21 protein-coding genes are annotated in these 19,509 nt (G+C 35.7%); 11 read left to right on the top strand and 10 right to left on the bottom strand.

The annotated features are described in order from the left end of the window. Positions 1–7 precede the first annotated feature (7 nt). Positions 8–901 (bottom strand): ParB/RepB/Spo0J family partition protein, encoded by an 894-nt coding sequence (locus ABM34_RS09600; protein WP_048705329.1) that lies wholly within the window; start codon positions 899–901, stop codon positions 8–10. A 12-nt stretch (positions 902–913) separates the two neighbouring features. Then, positions 914–1,642: a 16S rRNA (guanine(527)-N(7))-methyltransferase RsmG gene (gene rsmG, locus ABM34_RS09595; protein ID WP_048705327.1), complete on the bottom strand. Its 729-nt coding sequence runs from the start codon at positions 1,640–1,642 to the stop codon at positions 914–916. 177 nt (positions 1,643–1,819) lie between these two features. On the opposite strand from rsmG, the gene ABM34_RS09590 reads away from it, so the two are divergent. The 6 genes from ABM34_RS09590 (at position 1,820) to ABM34_RS09565 (ending at position 6,590) form a co-directional block, all read left to right on the top strand. Then, on the top strand, positions 1,820–2,266 hold the full coding sequence (locus tag ABM34_RS09590) for a DUF6978 family protein (RefSeq protein ID WP_048705325.1): 447 nt from the start codon (positions 1,820–1,822) through the stop codon (positions 2,264–2,266). A 39-nt stretch (positions 2,267–2,305) separates the two neighbouring features. Then, complete coding sequence (locus ABM34_RS09585) at positions 2,306–3,064, top strand: DUF1828 domain-containing protein (protein WP_232298639.1); 759 nt, start codon at positions 2,306–2,308, stop codon at positions 3,062–3,064. A 179-nt stretch (positions 3,065–3,243) separates the two neighbouring features. Beyond that, complete coding sequence (locus ABM34_RS09580; protein ID WP_064505415.1) at positions 3,244–4,125, top strand: ABC transporter ATP-binding protein; 882 nt, start codon at positions 3,244–3,246, stop codon at positions 4,123–4,125. Further along, positions 4,122–4,883, top strand: coding sequence for an ABC transporter permease (locus ABM34_RS09575; RefSeq protein ID WP_048705321.1), 762 nt, complete (start codon positions 4,122–4,124; stop codon positions 4,881–4,883). Before ABM34_RS09580 ends, ABM34_RS09575 begins: the two co-directional genes overlap by 4 nt. Beyond that, positions 4,880–5,983: a sensor histidine kinase gene (locus tag ABM34_RS09570; RefSeq protein ID WP_048705319.1), complete on the top strand. Its 1,104-nt coding sequence runs from the start codon at positions 4,880–4,882 to the stop codon at positions 5,981–5,983. Before ABM34_RS09575 ends, ABM34_RS09570 begins: the two co-directional genes overlap by 4 nt. Position 5,984: 1 nt before the next feature. Beyond that, positions 5,985–6,590 (top strand): response regulator transcription factor, encoded by a 606-nt coding sequence (locus ABM34_RS09565; RefSeq protein WP_048705318.1) that lies wholly within the window; start codon positions 5,985–5,987, stop codon positions 6,588–6,590. Positions 6,591–6,741: 151 nt separating this feature from the next. Here ABM34_RS09565 and ABM34_RS09560 read toward each other — a convergent pair whose 3' ends face one another. Further along, positions 6,742–7,704, bottom strand: a complete 963-nt coding sequence (locus ABM34_RS09560) for a S66 family peptidase (RefSeq protein WP_048705316.1) — start codon at positions 7,702–7,704, stop codon at positions 6,742–6,744. 89 nt (positions 7,705–7,793) lie between these two features. Continuing rightward, the gene (locus ABM34_RS09555) at positions 7,794–8,600 is read right to left on the bottom strand and encodes a hypothetical protein (RefSeq protein ID WP_048705315.1); all 807 of its coding nucleotides are present in this window, start codon (positions 8,598–8,600) and stop codon (positions 7,794–7,796) included. 123 nt (positions 8,601–8,723) lie between these two features. On the opposite strand from ABM34_RS09555, the gene ABM34_RS09550 reads away from it, so the two are divergent. Then, positions 8,724–9,449: a hypothetical protein gene (locus tag ABM34_RS09550; protein ID WP_048705313.1), complete on the top strand. Its 726-nt coding sequence runs from the start codon at positions 8,724–8,726 to the stop codon at positions 9,447–9,449. A 136-nt stretch (positions 9,450–9,585) separates the two neighbouring features. Beyond that, entirely contained in the window at positions 9,586–10,074 is a 489-nt protein-coding gene (locus ABM34_RS09545; protein ID WP_048705311.1) for a hypothetical protein, read from the top strand. Between the two features lie 56 nt (positions 10,075–10,130). Here ABM34_RS09545 and ABM34_RS09540 read toward each other — a convergent pair whose 3' ends face one another. From ABM34_RS09540 to ABM34_RS09525, 4 genes are all read right to left on the bottom strand, one after another. Beyond that, the gene (locus ABM34_RS09540) at positions 10,131–10,373 is read right to left on the bottom strand and encodes a DUF3781 domain-containing protein (protein WP_048705309.1); all 243 of its coding nucleotides are present in this window, start codon (positions 10,371–10,373) and stop codon (positions 10,131–10,133) included. A gap of 3 nt (positions 10,374–10,376) precedes the next feature. Beyond that, a complete protein-coding gene (locus tag ABM34_RS09535) occupies positions 10,377–10,592 on the bottom strand; it encodes a DUF3923 family protein (RefSeq protein WP_048705307.1) in 216 nt (71 codons plus the stop codon). Positions 10,593–10,608: 16 nt separating this feature from the next. Next, a complete protein-coding gene (locus ABM34_RS09530) occupies positions 10,609–11,862 on the bottom strand; it encodes a Fic family protein (protein ID WP_048705306.1) in 1,254 nt (417 codons plus the stop codon). 228 nt (positions 11,863–12,090) lie between these two features. Continuing rightward, positions 12,091–13,347 carry an MFS transporter gene (locus ABM34_RS09525; RefSeq protein WP_048705304.1) on the bottom strand — a complete coding sequence of 419 codons (1,257 nt, stop codon included), beginning with the start codon at positions 13,345–13,347 and terminating at the stop codon, positions 12,091–12,093. A 242-nt stretch (positions 13,348–13,589) separates the two neighbouring features. Here ABM34_RS09525 and ABM34_RS09520 point away from each other — a divergent pair, with 242 nt between their 5' ends. Beyond that, positions 13,590–14,102: a hypothetical protein gene (locus ABM34_RS09520; RefSeq protein ID WP_048705303.1), complete on the top strand. Its 513-nt coding sequence runs from the start codon at positions 13,590–13,592 to the stop codon at positions 14,100–14,102. Positions 14,103–14,194: 92 nt separating this feature from the next. Here ABM34_RS09520 and ABM34_RS09515 read toward each other — a convergent pair whose 3' ends face one another. Together ABM34_RS09515 and ABM34_RS09510 are read right to left on the bottom strand one after the other, a co-directional pair. Continuing rightward, positions 14,195–15,232: an acyltransferase gene (locus ABM34_RS09515; RefSeq protein ID WP_048705301.1), complete on the bottom strand. Its 1,038-nt coding sequence runs from the start codon at positions 15,230–15,232 to the stop codon at positions 14,195–14,197. A gap of 96 nt (positions 15,233–15,328) precedes the next feature. Beyond that, a complete protein-coding gene (locus ABM34_RS09510; protein WP_157023305.1) occupies positions 15,329–16,135 on the bottom strand; it encodes a hypothetical protein in 807 nt (268 codons plus the stop codon). A gap of 301 nt (positions 16,136–16,436) precedes the next feature. Between ABM34_RS09510 and ABM34_RS09505 the strand changes: the two genes are divergently transcribed. Both ABM34_RS09505 and ABM34_RS09500 read left to right on the top strand, forming a co-directional pair. Beyond that, positions 16,437–18,458 carry a hypothetical protein gene (locus ABM34_RS09505; RefSeq protein WP_048705297.1) on the top strand — a complete coding sequence of 674 codons (2,022 nt, stop codon included), beginning with the start codon at positions 16,437–16,439 and terminating at the stop codon, positions 18,456–18,458. A 114-nt stretch (positions 18,459–18,572) separates the two neighbouring features. Continuing rightward, the gene (locus ABM34_RS09500; RefSeq protein WP_048705296.1) at positions 18,573–19,496 is read left to right on the top strand and encodes a DUF2207 domain-containing protein; all 924 of its coding nucleotides are present in this window, start codon (positions 18,573–18,575) and stop codon (positions 19,494–19,496) included. Positions 19,497–19,509 lie beyond the last annotated feature (13 nt).

Here is a 19,509-nt window from a genome sequence, read left to right as displayed (position 1 = left end):
TTCCCCTTTATTCCTCAAGGTCGTCATCATGAATTCTGATGTCAATCTCATAAAATCCTTTTTTCTTGTCTTCAACGAAGCTCACTGAGGTACCATTCTTCTTCATCTTGGCAATATTTTGTTTAACTTCTTCAATAGAAGTATTAACGTCAAATTCTCCAGGCTTCTTCTTTGGCTTAGCAGGTTTTGATGCTTTATCTGATTTATCATCAGTAGTTTTTTCAGCAGCCTTTTCCTCTGCCTCTTTACCCTCGTTAAGATGATCATCGATAAGACCTTTAGTTTGCTTAACGTTCAGGTTTTCATCAAGAATCTTAGCTAGGATTTCGTCTTGTTCATCATGTTCAGAAATTCTTAGAAGTTCACGACCATGACGGGTGCTAATTTTTTCATTTGCTAAAGCTTCAAGAACTGTATCGCTTAAAGACAATAAACGCAGTTTGTTAGCAACATACGACTGACTCTTGCTCAATCTGTTAGCTAACTCTAGTTGCGTGATTTTCTCGCTATCTAGTACCTTTCGATAGGCACGAGCTTCTTCAACTGGATTCAAGTTTTCTCTTTGAACGTTTTCGATCAAAGCCATTGAAGCAGTTTCTTCGTCATCCAATTCTTTAACGATAACTGGGACTTTTTTCCAGTTTAATTTTTTCAGAGCGCGGAAACGTCTTTCACCAGCGATGATCTCATACTGACCATCTTGGTAGCTACGAACAACCATAGGTTGTAGCAAACCGTGTTCACTAATTGTTTGAGATAATTCAGTGATACTTTTTTCATCAAATTCGGTACGAGGTTGATAACGATTAGGGATAATTTTATCTAAACTAACTCTAATTACACGACCTCTAGTAGCGTCCCCATTGCTTTGAGTTTTTGTTTCTGATGATTTAAATGCCAAAATCTTTACCCCCTACTTTTTAACTAATGGTTTTCTAGATGGTGTCCCAGGTTTTCTAGGATATTTGTTTGGAGTTTCTTTAGTTTTGCTTACAAAAATTAAATTACGCAAACCAGCGTCATTTGGTAACTCAAATGAATCTTGTTTTTCAACTTTACCACCTAATAATGTGATTGCGTACGTAGCTGCATCCAACTCATCGTCAGCTTTTTCAGCCTTCATAGCAATGAATTGACCACCTTTTTTAACAAATGGTAAGCACAGCTCTGTCAAAACTGTCATCGAAGCAACTGCCCGAGCAGTTACTAAATCAAATTGTTCACGGTATTGTTTATTTTGACCTAATTCTTCAGCTCGACCGTGAACCAAGTTTACATCGTCCAAGCCAAGTTTCTTAACCAATCCACTTAAAAAATTGATACGCTTATTGAGCGAATCAATGATAGTTACCTTCAAATTAGGGTTTACAATTTTGAGAGGAATCGAAGGAAAACCGGCACCCGATCCAACGTCGCAAATTGAAATATTATCTGTAATCAGTGCACCGTCAAAGAAATCAAGAATCAATGAATCATAAAAATGCTTCAAATAAACTTGTTCCTTCTCAGTGATTGTAGTTAGATTCATGACCTTATTAGTTTCAACCAATTCATGAAAATATGTTTCAAATTGTTTCTTTTGAGTATCATTTAAATCAATACCCTTTTCGGAAAGTGCCGCAAAAAATTCTTCAGGTTTCATTCCATTCCTCCAGCCGTGAAACACGATGTTTCACACCTATTAATCGTATATTAAATAGTGGTTTAATTCAATGACTTGTTGATTTTCTTTACCATATATTATAGTAGAAATAATTAGCGATAAAATACGTAATTTACCTTATGAGATACAAAAATATCGGTAAGGTAAGGTAAAACGATGGAATCAAAAGAATATATAAGATTAATGAATATTGAAAAGACATTAAATTCAAACATCTTGGAATTACCCCCATTTGGGTTACAAAAATATTATAAATTACATGGGAAAATAATTAGCAATGAAAAATTTAATTCAATTATTTCTCGAACTGGGCATATTAACAAAGGAAAATTCACAATATTACTATTATCTAAATCTCATGGTTTAATGATTCGGTTCGATGTCTTAGGTTCAAATCATGATGAATTTCCCACGCCCCACCTTCATATTTACAATCAAAATAATGGTCTAGACAATTCAACTTTCATTTCGACAAAAGAATTGCCCTTAATACTAAAAGAAAGCCTACGAGATTTGGATAATAGAATGGAAATCTTCCTAACTTTTTTAAAGTTCATCAATGTCGATACTTCAGATATAAAACTTGTAGGAAATAACGTATAGTATAAACAGGCTCAAAGGAGGGTTAGTGTTTTGAATAATATGAACTGGATTAACGAATATACAGACTGGATCAATAAAAAGTGTATCCTCAATAAATTTGACGGTGGCGACGAAATTGTGACTCCGTTTACAAATATTATTGGTGACCGTATTCCAATTTACGTAACCGTATTATCCATGGAACGTATAAGGATTAGTGATGATGGAGAGACTTTGAGTAATTTAATATTATCTGGAATACGCATCGAGAATAACGCTCGAGAAAAAACATTAAATTCAATTCTAAAATCTTTTAATATTAAAAAATCTAATCAAAATATTCTTGAGCTTGAAGGTTCTTCCAAAGACTTTGCATCAATGAGCCAAAAGATGATTCAAGCTATTCTTAGGATTGATGACTTAGCAATGACAAGGAAAAGCACCATCAATAAGATGTTCAATGATAAAGTTATTAATTACTTTAATGAACAAGAATTTGGAGGACTTCCAAATTATAGAATATCTGGTGGTAGTGGAAACTCATACAAAGTCTCCTATGGTCTTGGGAAAACAAAAAAGCACCCAGTTCGATTGATTCAAATTATTAATAACCCTGACTTTCAACGAATATCAACTGAAATAGTTACTCATAACGATGTCAATAACAGTTCTGATTTTACAAATCAGAATAATACCTACATAATAATTTTTAACGATTCAAACTCCAAAATTTCCGATAAATCAAACAATGTAGCAATTGCAAATGGTTTGAAATTAATTCCTTGGAGCAACAAAGAGGCTATAATCGATTTGAGATAATAATTCCTTAAGTATTATTGAAGGATAAACATTCCCAACATCACTGTAATTCTAAGTGAAGTTGGGATTTTTTTATGACAAATGTCATATCAGCTTCATGACACCCTCCACTATTGCTAGCGCGAACTAAAGGTTAAATTATAGTCATAAACAAAAATAATTAATTGGGGCTGAGCAATATGGATGCAGTAATTGAAGTCAAAGAATTATCAAAAGCTTTTGGTAAACAAAAAATTTTAGATGACATAAGTTTTTCAGTTCCTTGTGGGCAAATTATTGCTTTACTTGGTCAAAATGGGGCTGGCAAGACAACCTTAATCAACTCTATTTTGGGATTAATCCCAAAAGACTCCGGAACGGTTGCTATTCTTAATCACAAACCATCTCAAGAGAAAAGTCAGATGGGTGTCATGATGCAGTCAGACATTACACTCAGTCGAATTAAGGTTTCAGAAATCATCAAGTTGTCACAGAGTTACTACAACAATCATTTGAGCTATGATCAGATTCTGGATTTGGCAAATTTATATGACCAACAAGACCTGCTGCTAAAACAACTATCGGGTGGCCAAAAAAGAAGACTGTCTTTTGCCTTAGCAATGGCTGGAGATCCTAGTATTTTATTCTTAGATGAACCGACAAATGGAATGGATCCTGTCAGTCGTCAAACGTTTTGGAAAGATATTTTACATCTTAAAGAAGCTGGGAAGACTATTTTTGTTACGAGTCATCATTTGGATGAACTCGAAGATGTGATTGACAGATTCTTATTTCTAAAAGACCACAGAATTATTTTCGATGGCACCCTTGCAGACCTTCGCACCAACTCCAGCGATAGCCAAATAGATTTCGATTCTGAACTTCTGCCTGAACTATTTGAATCAATGACCAGTGTTAAGAGTTCTAAAAAAGTCGGAAATCACTATACGTTGCTCACTAACAATGCTAATCAGACACTATCGGAATTAAATCCATTGCTAACAAAAATTGAAAACATCAAAATTTCTCAAAATACACTTGAAAATATTTTCATCAATATGAATCAGGAGTCAAAACAATGAAAAACTTTTTATACCAAACCAATATTAACTTCAAACGAATCATTCTGAGAAATATGAGATTCTTTTTTTTCGACTTGTTGTTACCTATTATTTTTTACTTGTTATATACACGAGTCTTATCCTCAGGTATCCCAAAATCGGCAATGACAACTTGGAACGCTGACTATTTAGTTAGCATGATAGTTTTCAGCTGCTTATTAGGATCCATAATCACAGTCTCCAATAATTTGCTAGAAGATCACACTAGCCACTTTGATCTATTCGTAGAAATTTCTCCTCTATCAAAAATAAAGTATTACGCATCACTAATCGTAGTATTTTTAACATTGAATTTAATTTCCGTTATAACGATAAGTCTCGTCGGAATATTCGTAAATCATGTAAATCTACCTTTGAGAAAATTATTGTTAGTGACGATCAACAACTTGTTAGGTTCATTAACTTTGATCTTAGTTGGAATCCTAATCTCGTTCGCCAAAACTCCTAGCACCGTTAATTTATTGAATAGCTTGGCCGTATTCCCAGTCGCAATGTTAAGTGGTTTGTGGTGGCCTTTAAATATGATGCCAAATTGGTTACAAACAGTTGGTAAATTGTTACCTCCTTATGCTATTTCAAACATTAACAATTCGATCATAAATTCAGCTAAGATAGATATAAGCAACGGAGCGAATATACTAAGTTGGTTTATTGTATTATTAACAGTAATCGCAATAGCACTAAAATTACCAAATCACAAGGAGTTAGCTAGCGAATGAAACAGTTCTTGTACAAGCATTTTTTATTTGATAAAAGCTATGGTCTGATGGGGTATTTCTGGTTAATCGCATTAGCCCTCTTTTCTGTTCCTATCGTGATTGCCATCCATGATTTTCCCAAATGGATAGCTATAGTTTTACTATTGATTTATGCGAAATTTTATCGTGATTCGTACTATGATGATAAATTTCAAATTATTAAAGTACTAACACAACTATGTATCGTTGGCATTATTAGTGATACTGCTGGTAATGGGACACTATATATCTTTATGGCGTGGCAGCTGGGATCAATGACTATTTCAACCAAAAAATTTTATTGGTTTACTGGATTATATTTACTAATCACTGTAAGTTCTCTGACATTCTCATTATCTTTGAACAATGGACTCTCAATATATGATTATTTATTGGCATTATTTTTTGCAATTGGATCTCCATTTGCTGCACGCTCTCTAAAAAATACCTATCGAAGAAGATCTCAACTATCTCAAAATAATGCACGTTTGGAGACAGTAATTAAACAAGCAGAACGTAGCAGAATAGCCAAAGACTTACATGATACTTTAGGGCAGTCTTTCTCAATAATCACTTTAAAAGCAGAACTAGCCGAAAAATTAATGTCAAAGGATCAGGCTAAAGCTAGTCAAGAACTCCAAGATATCGCGATGACGTCCAGAGAAAATTTAAATGTGGTCAGACAAATTGTCGCAGATTTGAATAAACAAACCATTGCTGAAGCAATGGTCATCGAAGAAAAAAATTTAAAAGCTGCTAGTATTTTTATGCAGTCACAAAACGAAAATATTTCGTCCAACTGGCCAGATAACGTTCAAAATACTCTGGCAGGAATTATTAAAGAATCTGTTACCAACATTATTCGCTACAGCAAGGCAAATCTTGCAATTTTCTCATTTAATCAGTCTAAAGATTCGTACCTATTGGAAATTAAGGATAATGGTACTGGAATTCAAACTAACCGTGATAATAGTTTTGGAATTAAAGGCATGCAGCAAAGTGTCCGTGCTATGGGTGGAACTATAAATTTGCAAAACAACAATGGAACTGTGATAAATATTTCGTTACCAAAGGAAGATTAATATGACTGAAGTCTATTTAGCTGAAGATCAAGAAATGCTCAATACTGCACTCTCAACATTATTAAATTTGAAAGATGATATCGATGTAATAGGTTCAGCAACTGATGGCATGACTGCGTTCAAAGAAATTGTAAATTTGAAACCTGAAGTAGTTATTCTCGATATCGAAATGCCACAACTAACAGGCTTGGACGTAGCCAAAGAAATTCGAGCTTTAAAATTACCAATCAAAATCATAATTCTAACAACTTTTGCCCAAGAAGATTATTTCGAAAGAGCAGTAAAGTACGACGTTAATGCATATCAGCTAAAAGACAGTCCAACTGATCAACTAATTGATACAATCCATCAAGTGCTAAATGGAAAAACTATTTTCTCACCAGAATTGGTTAAAACAGTTATTCGGGCAGAAAAAAATCCATTAACCACAAGGGAAATGGATGTATTGAAGGAAATTAGCACTGGTGCCAGTTCAAAAGAAATCGCCAGCAAAATATATTTGTCTGAAGGAACTGTTAGAAATTATATCTCTTCAATTTTAAGTAAAACCGATAGTAAATCTAGAATTGAAGCCTTGAATGTAGCTAAACATAATAAATGGATTTAGTTCTACGTTTCCGGTGTATAATTCAATTGATCAAGTTTGGAGGGCCTTAGGAGTAGGTTCCAAACTAATAATAGTCACAACCAAAGATTCCGTTTGGTTGTGACTATTTTTTTGGTTTACAAAATGATTTCTGTACATTAATTGATGCACGTTAGAAGTCTGAAAATCCTATGGTCATATTCTCAGCATCAATTTTGGCATGCGCTCCTAGTGGTGTTGTCATCATAGGAACTGTATGACAGCTATCATAATCATAAATGATTGGTTTATCTGGATCATTCAGGACTTCATTTAATATATCAATTGGCTTTCTTCCAGTACCATAATTATCAAACAACGCGTGTTTACCCAACACGATCCCTTTTACTCGATTAAGTATCCCGGCATTTTTTAGCATGGCAAAATTTTTCTCAACGGTTGCTGCATCTTTTTCAGCATCTTCGATGAATAAAATGTCGTCTTCAGTAAATTCAGGAAAGTATTTCGAGTCTAGTAATCCGTACATTGTGTCAAGATTTCCACCCATGATTCTTCCTTCAAGTACTGGTTCATTAATAAAGCCCCATTTATTTTTATATTGTTTCTTTTCTCGCTTGAAGTTTTCCCAGTTGAGACTCTCATCAGTCCAAAATTCTGGTGCGTGACACGTGACTGGTTCTCCCTTACTGGATAAAACTTTTTTTAAATAATCCCACGTTTGATCAGCATATGGTGGCCATTCTCCAAATGACGCAACTAATGCGGGCCCATATAGAACGCGACAATTTGGACACTGCGTTTGAATGGCTAGGAGCAAAGCAGTTATGTCTGAATAACCGACAATGGTTTTTGGATGCTCATTTAAATATTCATAATCGATATACGGAAGTATCGAGTTTGTATTCATGCCACCAATCGTAGACATGATGATATCAACATCCGGATTATGAATTAACTGGTTAATTTCATCTGCACGATCAGTAATTGTTCCTGAACGGTAGAAATCTACTTTTCCAGTTAAGTTTCCTGGAATTAGGTGTATATTTTTGCTTTCAAGAAAATCTTTTGCACGCTGAAATCTCTTTGGTGACAGTGCTGTTATTGGCGTTGACGATGAGAAATATCCTATATTCATAATGCCATCCCCCGATAATTAATTACTATCAGTATAATACTTTGAATTGCTTGTACTAAAAAAGCCTCAACTTTACGTCGAGACTTTTATTAATTTTCTGCAGGTTGTCCATTCTTCCACGTTCCATCTGTATAAACCGTGAAATCACTTTTCGCTCCCCACATATCGTCGTTTGCTTTGACTCTGACCCAATATGCTTGTCTACCAGACGCTGTGTCAGTTAAATTACCATCAGGATAACTCATGACTCCCATATGAGCATCCGAAGAAATTCCAGCTTGAGATTTAATAATATTAACAGCTTCATCAGACGTTATTTGTCTTGAACTACTTTGAGCATTATCAGTACTTGATACATTCTGATTTGTATTTTCTGAATTATCAGATGTAGTTTCAGATGGATTTTCACCACCATGTATTGCTGGAGCCTTTAACGAAGATACATTGTCCAATTTGTTTGTGCTATTCAAATACATGATATATCCATCCCCGACAAGTGACTGCTCTGGAACGTCAACAAACATCTGATTAATTGTCTTTGTTTCATTTGGCTTAATCTTTAAAGTGCCTGATTTATTCGACGTTATCTTCATTTGGCTGGTTACATAAATAATAAATTTTGACTGATCAAAAATGATTGTCTTGTTTGATTTATTAGTTATTTTTGTGGAAACGATAAATACGGGATCAGCAATATTATCCTTGGTCTCATCTTGATATTCCTTAAATTTGAATAAAATCTGTTTCTTATCGGATTTATTTAAATCCTCATAATATGCGGACTCGTGGCTAGTAGTATTGTTTCCTTGTTTTGACTGGTTAGTATTATTATTAGCACATCCCACTGTGATAAATAACAGACTCACGCTTAGTAAAATCAAAATTAATTTTTTCATTATTTCCCCCTAATAATAAAATCAGAAAATAATCATATCATATATAAACACATTCATATTTATATATTGTATTAAGCTTATATTTCAAATAAACTTTAATGGTTCTATATTAGGGGGAGAAATATGAAGAAAAAGGATATTTTACTATTTTCAGGACTAGCGATTGCCGGCTTGTCGATGTTTATGAATGCAAACACCGCATCTGCCAGTGGTGTTGCTGTTACTTTCGATACACCAGTTACACAATTGTTCACAGATCAGGGTGCAACTATTGCTAACCGTGGCCTTGGCGCAAAAACTGGCTGGGCTGTTGGAAAAACTATTAGTGTAAACGGCGAAACAATGTACCAAGTTTCAACAAGCGAATATGTTAAAGCTGCTGAAGTTACTTACACTGATGCAGCTCAAGGTAACAACGATGGCTTGACAGTTCACACACCATTCCAAGCTGCTCCAATTTTTAACGATGAAACCAACGATAAAGATGGTTGGATACAATGGAATGTCCCATATAAAGTTAATCGTGCTGTTATTAATCAATATGGATTTACTTACTATCAAGTATCTGCTCACGGCTGGGTGCTTGATGGGTTAGTTTACCCATCAAAAGCTGCTGGAAATGTTGAATACAGCGCTGATTTTAATCCAGTTTCAAATGTTATTTCAGCTGATGATGTGCGTGATGCACTTGAAGAACAAGGAGCAGATTATGATGCATTACAAGAAATCCCAGATGTATTTTTACAATCAGAATATGCCCTTTCTAACTTTGCTGGTCATGATGTAGGCGACTTATATCGCAAGGTATATCAAAAATATCCTGGCATTGGTGAAAGCTACGATATGTAATTTGTAAAGCGTTCAACAAATCCAATTTGGCGATGTTGAACGCTTTTTCATTATCATAAAAAATTAAATCAATCCAATTAACGGGCTTTCTGTATAATTAAGAATAAATCTTTTAAATATTATAGATGGTGTACATATGCATGATAAATATAGTTCCAATAAATTATTCGTTTTTGGCTCTATTATTCTAGCGTTTCTTTTCAGATCTGCTTCTTTAATATTGTACGAAGTAACAAACATTCCAGGAGCGCTTGAAGATTTTGGCTGGCCAAGGCTTTTAACAGCAGCGTCCACATCAACTGCAGAAGCATTCTTTGTGGCATACATACTATTTTCACTTCCAATGATTCGAGAAAATTTTCCCCAAAAGGGAACCGTAATTATCAACTTATCAATTACTTATATATTAGGTGCAATTATAAGAACTGTGATTATATTCTTATCAATAAATCAATTTACTGCAAACACAGTAGGTGCAAATATTTTGCTGATAATAGTCACATTCAGTTTTCTTGCTTGGCAAAACTGGACATATATTCAAACTAAAACCCCGGCTAAACAATGGGTGATGGGAGTAACCTTGGCTGCATTTATTATTAACATCGGGAAATTATTTATTCATTAATAAGTAACACCAAAAAACGTTCAACGGATCCAATTTTTGGATTTGTTGAACGCTTTTTAAATTCTATCAGCAGTGATTAAGCGATAATTAAACGAATTTACAGTAAGACGCACACGTCTGTCTGAATCCGACACGTAAAAATTTTTACCTGTCTTAACTACTTTACTATGCGGGTTATTCAAAATATCAATAACCATCTTTTCGATTTCTTGATTACTCGAGTCCAGCTTCAACTTCTTATTGACCCGTCCGTATACTAAATCTGTGTAACAAATATTTTCTGCAATTCCTGAAATCATATTCTACTTTTTCCTCTGCGATCTCTTGATAAAATATAAAGCCAATAATTGGCAAAGAACGATAAATATAAAGAATATCCCTAAAATACCAAGGGTAAAAAGTCTGACCTGCATTGTTTGCTGTGCTCCAGTTGCGTCAACTTTTCTCAACATGACAAAGATCGCATTCACTACAAACAAAATAATCCAAACAATATTAATTCCCCACCATATTTTCATATCTTCATCCCCAAATTTAATTTTTCTCAAACAATTGATTAATTAATTTATCGCTTACTTTATGAGTCTTGGGATTCTCACTAACTATTTGTACCAAATCAGAGCTTTCCATTTGTTCAAATTCTTTGTTTAACTTATATCTCGAAATATTCATTATTTTCATAAGTTCCTGATCTGTCAGTCCATCCAAAAAATCACCAAAACATCTTTTTTGAAATAAAACATACAAGATTTCACTTTGCATTTTACTTAAATTTAACTCAGCAATTTGTTTTCTTATTTGCCCTATTAGATTGATACTGTCATTTAGTTTTTCAACAATAGATTTTTGCCCACTGACTAATATTCTCATCATAGTTACAATAAACATTGTTGCATCAGCTTTATTATGTGGATCTGACATTTCGGAAAATGCATGATAATACATAGATTTATTCTCCATAATTGCTGTTGAGAAATTGATTGCTGACATATAATCGACTTTTCTCGACAGGTAAGAACAAGCAATAAATCTACCTGTCCGGCCGTTTCCATCATAAAATGGATGGACATATTCATAAAAATAATGAGAAATAAAACATTTTTCTAGTGCGGGTATTTCTTCAGTATTCATGAAAGCTACTAATTTAGATAGATCATTGTTTATTGCACTCTCACTAGGACTTCCAGAATGTATTGGTTTGGAACCGTCAATGATTTCAACACCTTTTGCCCTGAACATTTCTCCATCTGGGGCATCATCTTTACTTACTTCATCCGATACAAGCGTATTGTATATTTTTCTAAATTCAGAAACGTCAGTGATTTTATTATATTCATCAACTCTAAAATTATTATATTGTTCAACAAGTCCTTTGAATCTTAGATCCTTTTTATTTTTAGACAACACTGATTCAATTACTTCACTTAATTCTTTTCGTGTACTCCTAACGCCTTCGATGTCATTAGTACTTTGTATTTCATCTATTAAGTTGTTTAGAAAAATTTGACTCTTCGCCACTTCTGGTAATTTTGACAGCAACGACACAATCAGTCTTGAGTTCGTATTAATAATTTCCTTCAAATTAGATATATTCACAATTGGCAGATAGAATATCTCATATTTGTCTCTAATCCGTTCTCCACGCTTAATCGGTTTTATTTCAAGTCCGGTTTTTACAGTAACTTCATTACTAAATCTGTGATTGTAAAAGTCTTGAACTTGCTTTTCCCCGTCTGGTAATTCAATTGACTCAAAATACTGAGATTTCAAAGTTTTATATTTATTCAATTGCTTCACCTCACTATGGATTATTTGCTAGTTGGTCTGATTATATCATCCAACATTAAAAAAAAGGCATTTTTTTCAATGTTACTCTCAAAATTATTCTTTAACATTCAAAAAAGTGCCGTTTTTTTAATGTTCCTCTCAAAATCTTTCTTCAGCATTAAAAAAAGTGCTATTTTTTCAATGTTACCTTCCAAATATCTTGGTAACTTTAAAAAAAATGCACTTATTTTATTCTTTATTCAACTTTGCTTGTAATTCTATATCGTAATTCCGTGTTACTGGTGTAATCAATACGTACAATCCGCATAATAATGCACCGACTCCTCCGATAACGAATAACATGTTTACTCCAATTTTATCTGCTAATGGTCCGGCGAAAATTAGTCCGACTGGTCCTGAGATACTCATCATGGAATTTAGGATTCCTAGAACCCTTCCTAATATTTCTGGTGGATAACTTTGTTGGATCATTGCCATCAATAATGTATTGAAAAATGGAGCTGATAATCCGGCTACTGTGTTTAGAATTGCGAACCAGACGTATCCTCGGAAGTTGCCTGGTAGAAATCCACTGGCGATGAAGACAACTCCCATGACTGCGATTGACCACAATATTGGTTTCATTCTGTCTTGCCAGCTCCCAAAGAAGCCGATTATTGCTCCTCCACCTAGCATTCCGGCTGAGAATACTGCTTCAATAATTCCAGCTTGAGCAACAGATCCATGGAAATATGACATTGTCATTAGTGGGTACAAACTGGCTGCCGGCATAAATAGGAGTGTGAATACTGTTCCCATCAGCGCAATCCGCCATAGACCCTTATTGGATTTTAGTTTGCCCAGTCCAAATTTGACATCACGCAGGATATTAATTTTTTCATCAAAGATTGGATGTTCAGGTATTTTGACGAACATAATTATTGTCACTCCGACAATTGCACCTAATACATCTAACAATATTAGATAACTTATGGGGACGATTGCATATAAAAAGGCACCTAGGGCTGGTGCAATGATCATGTTTGCTGATTGAACCATTCCAAGTTGGCCATTAATCTTTGTGATTTGATCTTTGGGCACCATCGTTGGCATGATTGACTGAATCGTGGGCATTTGAAAAGTTTGTGCGATTGAGCGGACTAATAATGAAATGAAAATTAGCCATAGTGGGAAATCACGATTGACTATACCGACAACTGCTAATATCACTGCGACTAATGCAGCGACGATATCTGGAGCAATTAACAATATTTTCTTATTTGATCGGTCAACAAATGGCCCAATTAACGGACTTAGTAAAACCATTGGTAGCATCCCTAACAATGTCGCAAAACTCAAAACGGTTGCTGAACCAGTTTCTTTAGTTAAGTACCAGATTATGGCATATTGCACGACCATACTGGTAACTCCTGAGAAAAATTGACCTGATAAAAACAGATAAATATTAGGTCGCCAATTTGGTATGACAAACTCTTCTTTTTGCATAATAATCCCTCCCCCACGCACTATGAGCGAATAGAATTTTCTCATGATATAGCGTCGAGGTCAAGTAATTTTATATTTATTCATAGCAAATATTTATATGAATTATAACTATTTAGTACAGATGTATTACTTTACCCTGTGTGGGGACGGAGTATACTACGGATTTGAAAGAAACAAGTTGAGTGTTTAAAACCTGCCACTTTCAAATATTGCTATTTTAAATAGAATTTGGACATAAAATTATGAAGACAAATGTATTGTATGAGAACAAAGCTTTTTGGGGCAAAATTGCACTAGCGATTATTGCCGCATCATCAATCGGATTGGCATCATTTACCGGTGAAACAGTTCATGCTGCTGAGACAACAACTGCTGCTACCACTTCAGCACCAGCAACCTCTACTAGTGCCACTGGATCAGGTGCAAGTACAACGTCTGCACCTGCAACAACAAGTTCAACATCAACCGCAGCACCTTCAACTAGTTCTGCAACTAGCGGAACTGCAACAAAATCCGCAGCAACAACGCCTGCAAAACCTGCTGCAAAATCTTTAGCTACTAAAGCTGCACCCGCTGCAGCAATGAAGAAAACCTCAACCTTTACTGCTCCAGCTGCAGCAAGTTCAGGAATTAAAGCATTCCCACAAACCAGCAACAAAGCTGGCACCGCAATGACAATTGTAGGTAGTGTGCTTGCAGTATTAACATCAATCTTGGCATTCGTCAAAGTTGATGGTAAAAGACTCTTTGAATAATCAGTAAAAAGAAAAATTCACGGTAATTAATACTAAGAGTAACCATGAAATTGGGAACCCCTTAGAATATTACCGTGAATTTTTTTGCAATTTTAAATTCCAAATAGTGTATACCTGACCTTCGGTATTCGGCTAACTAAATAAGTTAACAACAAACATATTATAGATGTGAGGACAAATACGATAACAAAATTATGAACGTTTAGAACAGTTTCTAGGATACTCATTATCACTCCGTGAGATAGATAAATTCCATACGCCAATGAAGAAAACAGTGGTGTAATATTCTTGAATTTATCTACAAGAGGGTTTCTCACCGACCATTTTTTAATTGTCCAAAAAATTTCAGCTGTAAAAATCACTGCAATCGGCGATTCATATCCGATGACTGGAATATTCGTAATTTTTTTTGCATTCAAATAATTTAATCCAATCGTTAATGCTAACAACGTTATTGTTAGTATAAAATTCCATTTCACCTTCGGTCTCTTAATTGGTGTTTTATGCAGACGATATCCAATTAAGAAATAGCCAAAAGTTTGTCCCAAAAGAATTAAGCTAAATTTAGGTTGATATGATAAATAAATTGCATATCGTGACGGCATGATCTGTACAATAAACGGTAATAAAATATTAGTGATAAACCACAATAGAATTACATAATCTACAACACGCAAACTTGCCTTATCCACAAAGGCTTTGATCATTGGTGACAACAAATAGAAACCAATTAACGGATACATAAACCAAAACGCTGTACTTGGAAACTGATTATAGATAGTCAAAAATTTGTGAAACCAAATATTCGCAGAAAATCCAGGAATAGTTCTGTTAAACACAGCAATTGTAATTCCTGCCCAAATTAGGAATGGAACAACAATTTTAACTAAGCGATGAGTAAACAAATAGTGTAAATCGTTGGTATGCGGACTAGTTAAAATTAACGCCCCACTTACCATAAAAAATATTCCGACACTCGGTGAAACTATTCCCAAAAAGAAGTTAGCCCAGTCCCATTGTGCTGTGAACATTTTCCCAGCCAGAGTGTTCGCCAAAGAATGCGATAACACTACACCAAATATCGCCATAATTTTTAAATAATCTATATAATTGATTCGTTTCTGACTCATTTTTACTCCTAAAAAGTTGGCCAATTTATAGCCAAATAATACTGCCCATCAAATTTTCAAATGAACTGATTTTCGAAAAAATCTTTATTCAATTGTCTAAGCACGTATCTTGGAATTAATTTTGTTTTCCAGCTCCTTAAGATTTGAAACTTTCATTCTTTTATTATTGTCCTGCAAGTTAGAACGGAGATCAGTGTTGATATTCACAAATTGGTTAGTCTGTGTATCCTTTACCCACATCAAATATTCTGGCTCAAGTGACTGAAATGAGTTAGGTCCAATTAGACCATTTCTACGTAACGAGTCTCGCTCATTTTTCGTCTGCTTAGAAGGTATATAAGCGTGTTTTACAGCAACCACAACTTGAGTCCCAATTTCTGGTTGTGGTGTCGTCTCATTTTCAACAAAAATAAGATCATTAGTATCCCTGCCTGGCATTACTTCGCCTTCAACAGAAACATAATAATTTTTCTCTTTGATTAGTCCACCCATCATATCGGTAGTGATCAGTTGATTTTTCAGTTTCTTATCACCTTGTAAAACTTGTTGTACATGTACTTGCATCTTGGTTCTAGGGACTAGCATGGAATTGTCAATTTTTGAATAGTTAACAATAGTTCCCATCACCAAATTATTGGGACCATTACCTAACTCTGAAAAAATTGGAATATCAGCATTATTAATTTCGTTAGTTGTAAGTCCACTCGAATAAACAACCTGTTTTACTGCCTGCTTTTCCTTGTTCCAGTTAAGCTTGTTTCGATCAATTCCTTGATCGATAGTTTTAATTTGCGAATGCTTATGTGTATCAATTTCAGACATTGCAGCTTGTGTTTGTTTCTTGCAGCCAACGATTGTTAGAAAGATTGTCATCACTAATAAAATAAAAAAAGGTTTCCTCACAAGTGCATCCCCCACGGTCTTGAACGTACTTTTAATTCTAACAATCAAGTAGTCAAATTCAATCATCATAAGGCCTCAGATTCTATTGTTAGTTGATATAGAATAATACAATTTTATGTATGAATAAGAGATATATTTTTATCAGTCAGGGTTAACGTATTCATATTTTTCTTGGTAAAAATAATTATTAATTTCATATGCAAATCAATTTTTAAAAACATCTCGATGCGTTACTATTCTCCTTGTATAAACGGTTATTTATTGATTAATAGGAGAATTATTATGAATTGAAGGTTTGAATATGACTCGAATTAATTTAAACAATAAAACTAATCATTCTCTGATCACCTCGAAAATTAAGCACCGAGATTTAGCTATCGCTATTGCATTGAGCAGTGCATCTCTATTTCTTGTCCCAGCCGTTGCAAAGGCTGATACGACAACCACCACATCTACCACAGAACCAGCCACCACGACCGTTGCCCCCAGTTCTTCCACAACAAGTACCTCTACAGCAACTGCGACAACTACACCAACGACTGACACAAGTTCAACCACTACTCCCGTGACAACTGCCACTACAACGCCAACAAGTACTGATTCAGGCAGCACGGACCCTGTAGCAACAAGTCCAACACCAATTCCCGCTGGAACTTCAACTACAACAACTGCAACAGCTCCCGCCACTGGTACAACTACCAGCACAACACCACCTGCTACAACAGTCCCAACTGGGACAACCACTACCACAACTGTTACGACCCCAACAGCTACAGACTATCTTATTTACGCTTGTCCTGTTGACCAAGCTGGCAATCAATTAGGCGATCCCGTTGCCATCGGGTCTGGAGCAGCTAATACTACGTCATCAGTAACTTGGACTCCAGCTATGCTTTCTTCTCTTGAGTCTGAACTTCCTGCTGGTTCTACCTATACTCTCTGGGACCCATCAGCTGTAACTGGTACGCAACAAGTTGCCGTGGGAACAGCTGACGTCACGATTCCGGTCAAATTTGCATTAAAGACTGTCACAACTACCTATACATTTGTGGATGAGACAACCGGAAAAACTATCTACACAACAACTAATACTTGGGACTTATCAAGTCCTGCTGGCCAAGCTTCATTTGAAGCCAACGGATTGAGACCTCCTATGGATCTTTATTCATACACCGGAATGACAACAGACGATCTTTCGACTGACCCACAAACTAGCCCAGATGCACTACCTTATTTCGGCGCCGATGGAAAAATTTTTGACAATGGATATTATGTCCTCGACTTAGCTAAGAGTGGCAATGTAACGCCCTTGGATTACACGGCATGGCCATCAACTGGCACGATTAACAAAACTTTCTACTACACGGAAGCAACTGAACCTAGTGTCACATTCGAAGCTGTCGATTCTTCAGGAAAAGTTCTTAAGGTATTTTCAACAACTCCAGTGAGCGCAGCTCTGCCATCTATGCAAGCAACTGCTGCGGAATACGTTCCAACCGCTTCTGCCGTTGAACTTCCTGGTTACACTTTGACTGGTTTAACAGTTACGGGCGCTGACAGTGAATCGGGCATCCCTGACAAGACCTTGTCTTATACTGGATCAGATACTGACTATGCAACATTCTTGTCTTCAACTGAAGGGACAGGAACTTATGATGTTCGTCAATTATTGAACGACTACGACCAGGCTTGTGTAAAATATATTTATACCCCAAACACTGTCAAACTAATGGTTCAACCTGTCGACAGTACTGGAGCACCTATTGGTGACCCAATCGAGGCTGGTTCAGGAATCGTCGGTGAATCCGCAACCGTGACTGCCCCAACACTGGACGGTTATACACCTTCTGCGGTCACTGAAAGTCTGACTGTTGCACCTGATCAGGGTGTAATCAAATTAACTTATGCTAAAGCTAGTTCATCTACAGGAACAGGTTCTACAACTGGTTCGGGAAGTTCAACCGGAACTACAACACCTCCATCAGGTTCATCAACTGGTTCTAGTTCAACCACAGGATCAAGCTCTCCTTCTGGAACAAGTTCAACTGGATCAACAAGTGCAGCCACAACACCTGCAAAACCAACTAGTTCAGCTCCAGCTCCAACTAGAGAATCATACAAAGCTATGGTTAAATCTGGTGCATTAAAGAGAACAGCAAAACCTAGTCAATTGAGCGCATCTGGAGTCCTTGCTGGCACGCCTACTAGAGCAAGCAGGTTCCCTCAAACAAGCAATAACACAGGAAATATTCTTTCAGCAATTGGTATTGGATTGATTGGTATTCTTGGACTTTGCTACAAGAAAATCAAATCATGGATTTAAAATTTAGAGTATAGAAAAATCACCTCGTATAAGGTGATTTTTTATTGTTTTGATTATTAAATGTCATACCCAATCTTTTCCTATATAATTATATTTATGCTACGGGGGAATATTATGAAAAAATTACTTTTGCTGGCGACGGGGATTTTGCTTGCTCTTTTTACTTTCATGCAAGTCGATATAGTCGCAAAAGCTGATGATCACTATTCTATTGATAAATATATTGTTAACACTAAAGTATCCAAAAGTGGTAACGCTAACGTGACTCAAAAAGTTACGTACAATTTTTCTGGAACATTTAATGGTGTCAACAATATCATTGACCTGCGAGGATCGGGTGGTGGAACTGATCCTGAAGTTTATATCCAGCAAAATGGTGACACCCGCCAAACTTTCGAGTTACCAGATGCGGATGTTTCTAACGTTGAAGACTGGTTGACAATTAAGAATTCAGGCAAAAAAGAAACCGTTAAAGTATACAACCAAGTTACCGATCAGAAAGTTACTTACATATACAAGTATGAAATATTCGATTTAGTAAAGAGCTATCAGGACACAGCTGATATTACCTGGAAAATTATCGGGAGCCATTGGGAAGTGCCACTGAATAACGTCCGTCTGACAGTGCAATTACCACAATCAAAGATTTCTAAATTACAGGCTTGGACTCACGGTCCCTTGGCTGGTTACACGAAGGTTGATCGAAAAAATGGTAGCGTTACGATGTCCGTTGACCAAGTTCCTAAAGGTCAATTTGTGGAAAGCCGTATCCTGTTTCCTAATAGCGTGACTCCGACGAACACTAATACTTCTAGGAAACAAATTAAACCAACCGTGTATAAGCAGGAAAAACAATGGATAGCGGAGGCCAACCAGACACGTCACTTACACCGATTCGCATCTTTTTATGCAATTCCACTTTACTTAGTATTAATCGTTGTAATTGCTGGCTTTATTTATTATAAATGGAAGACGAGTCCAGCAATTAAAATCAGTCGTCTCAAAGAAATTCACCACTGGTTCGAGATTCCTGATTAAAGCCCTAGTGTCG

Source organism: Companilactobacillus ginsenosidimutans, from assembly GCF_001050475.1.
Lineage (GTDB): Bacteria > Bacillota > Bacilli > Lactobacillales > Lactobacillaceae > Companilactobacillus > Companilactobacillus ginsenosidimutans.
This window is presented reverse-complemented; position numbering and strand designations above follow the sequence as displayed.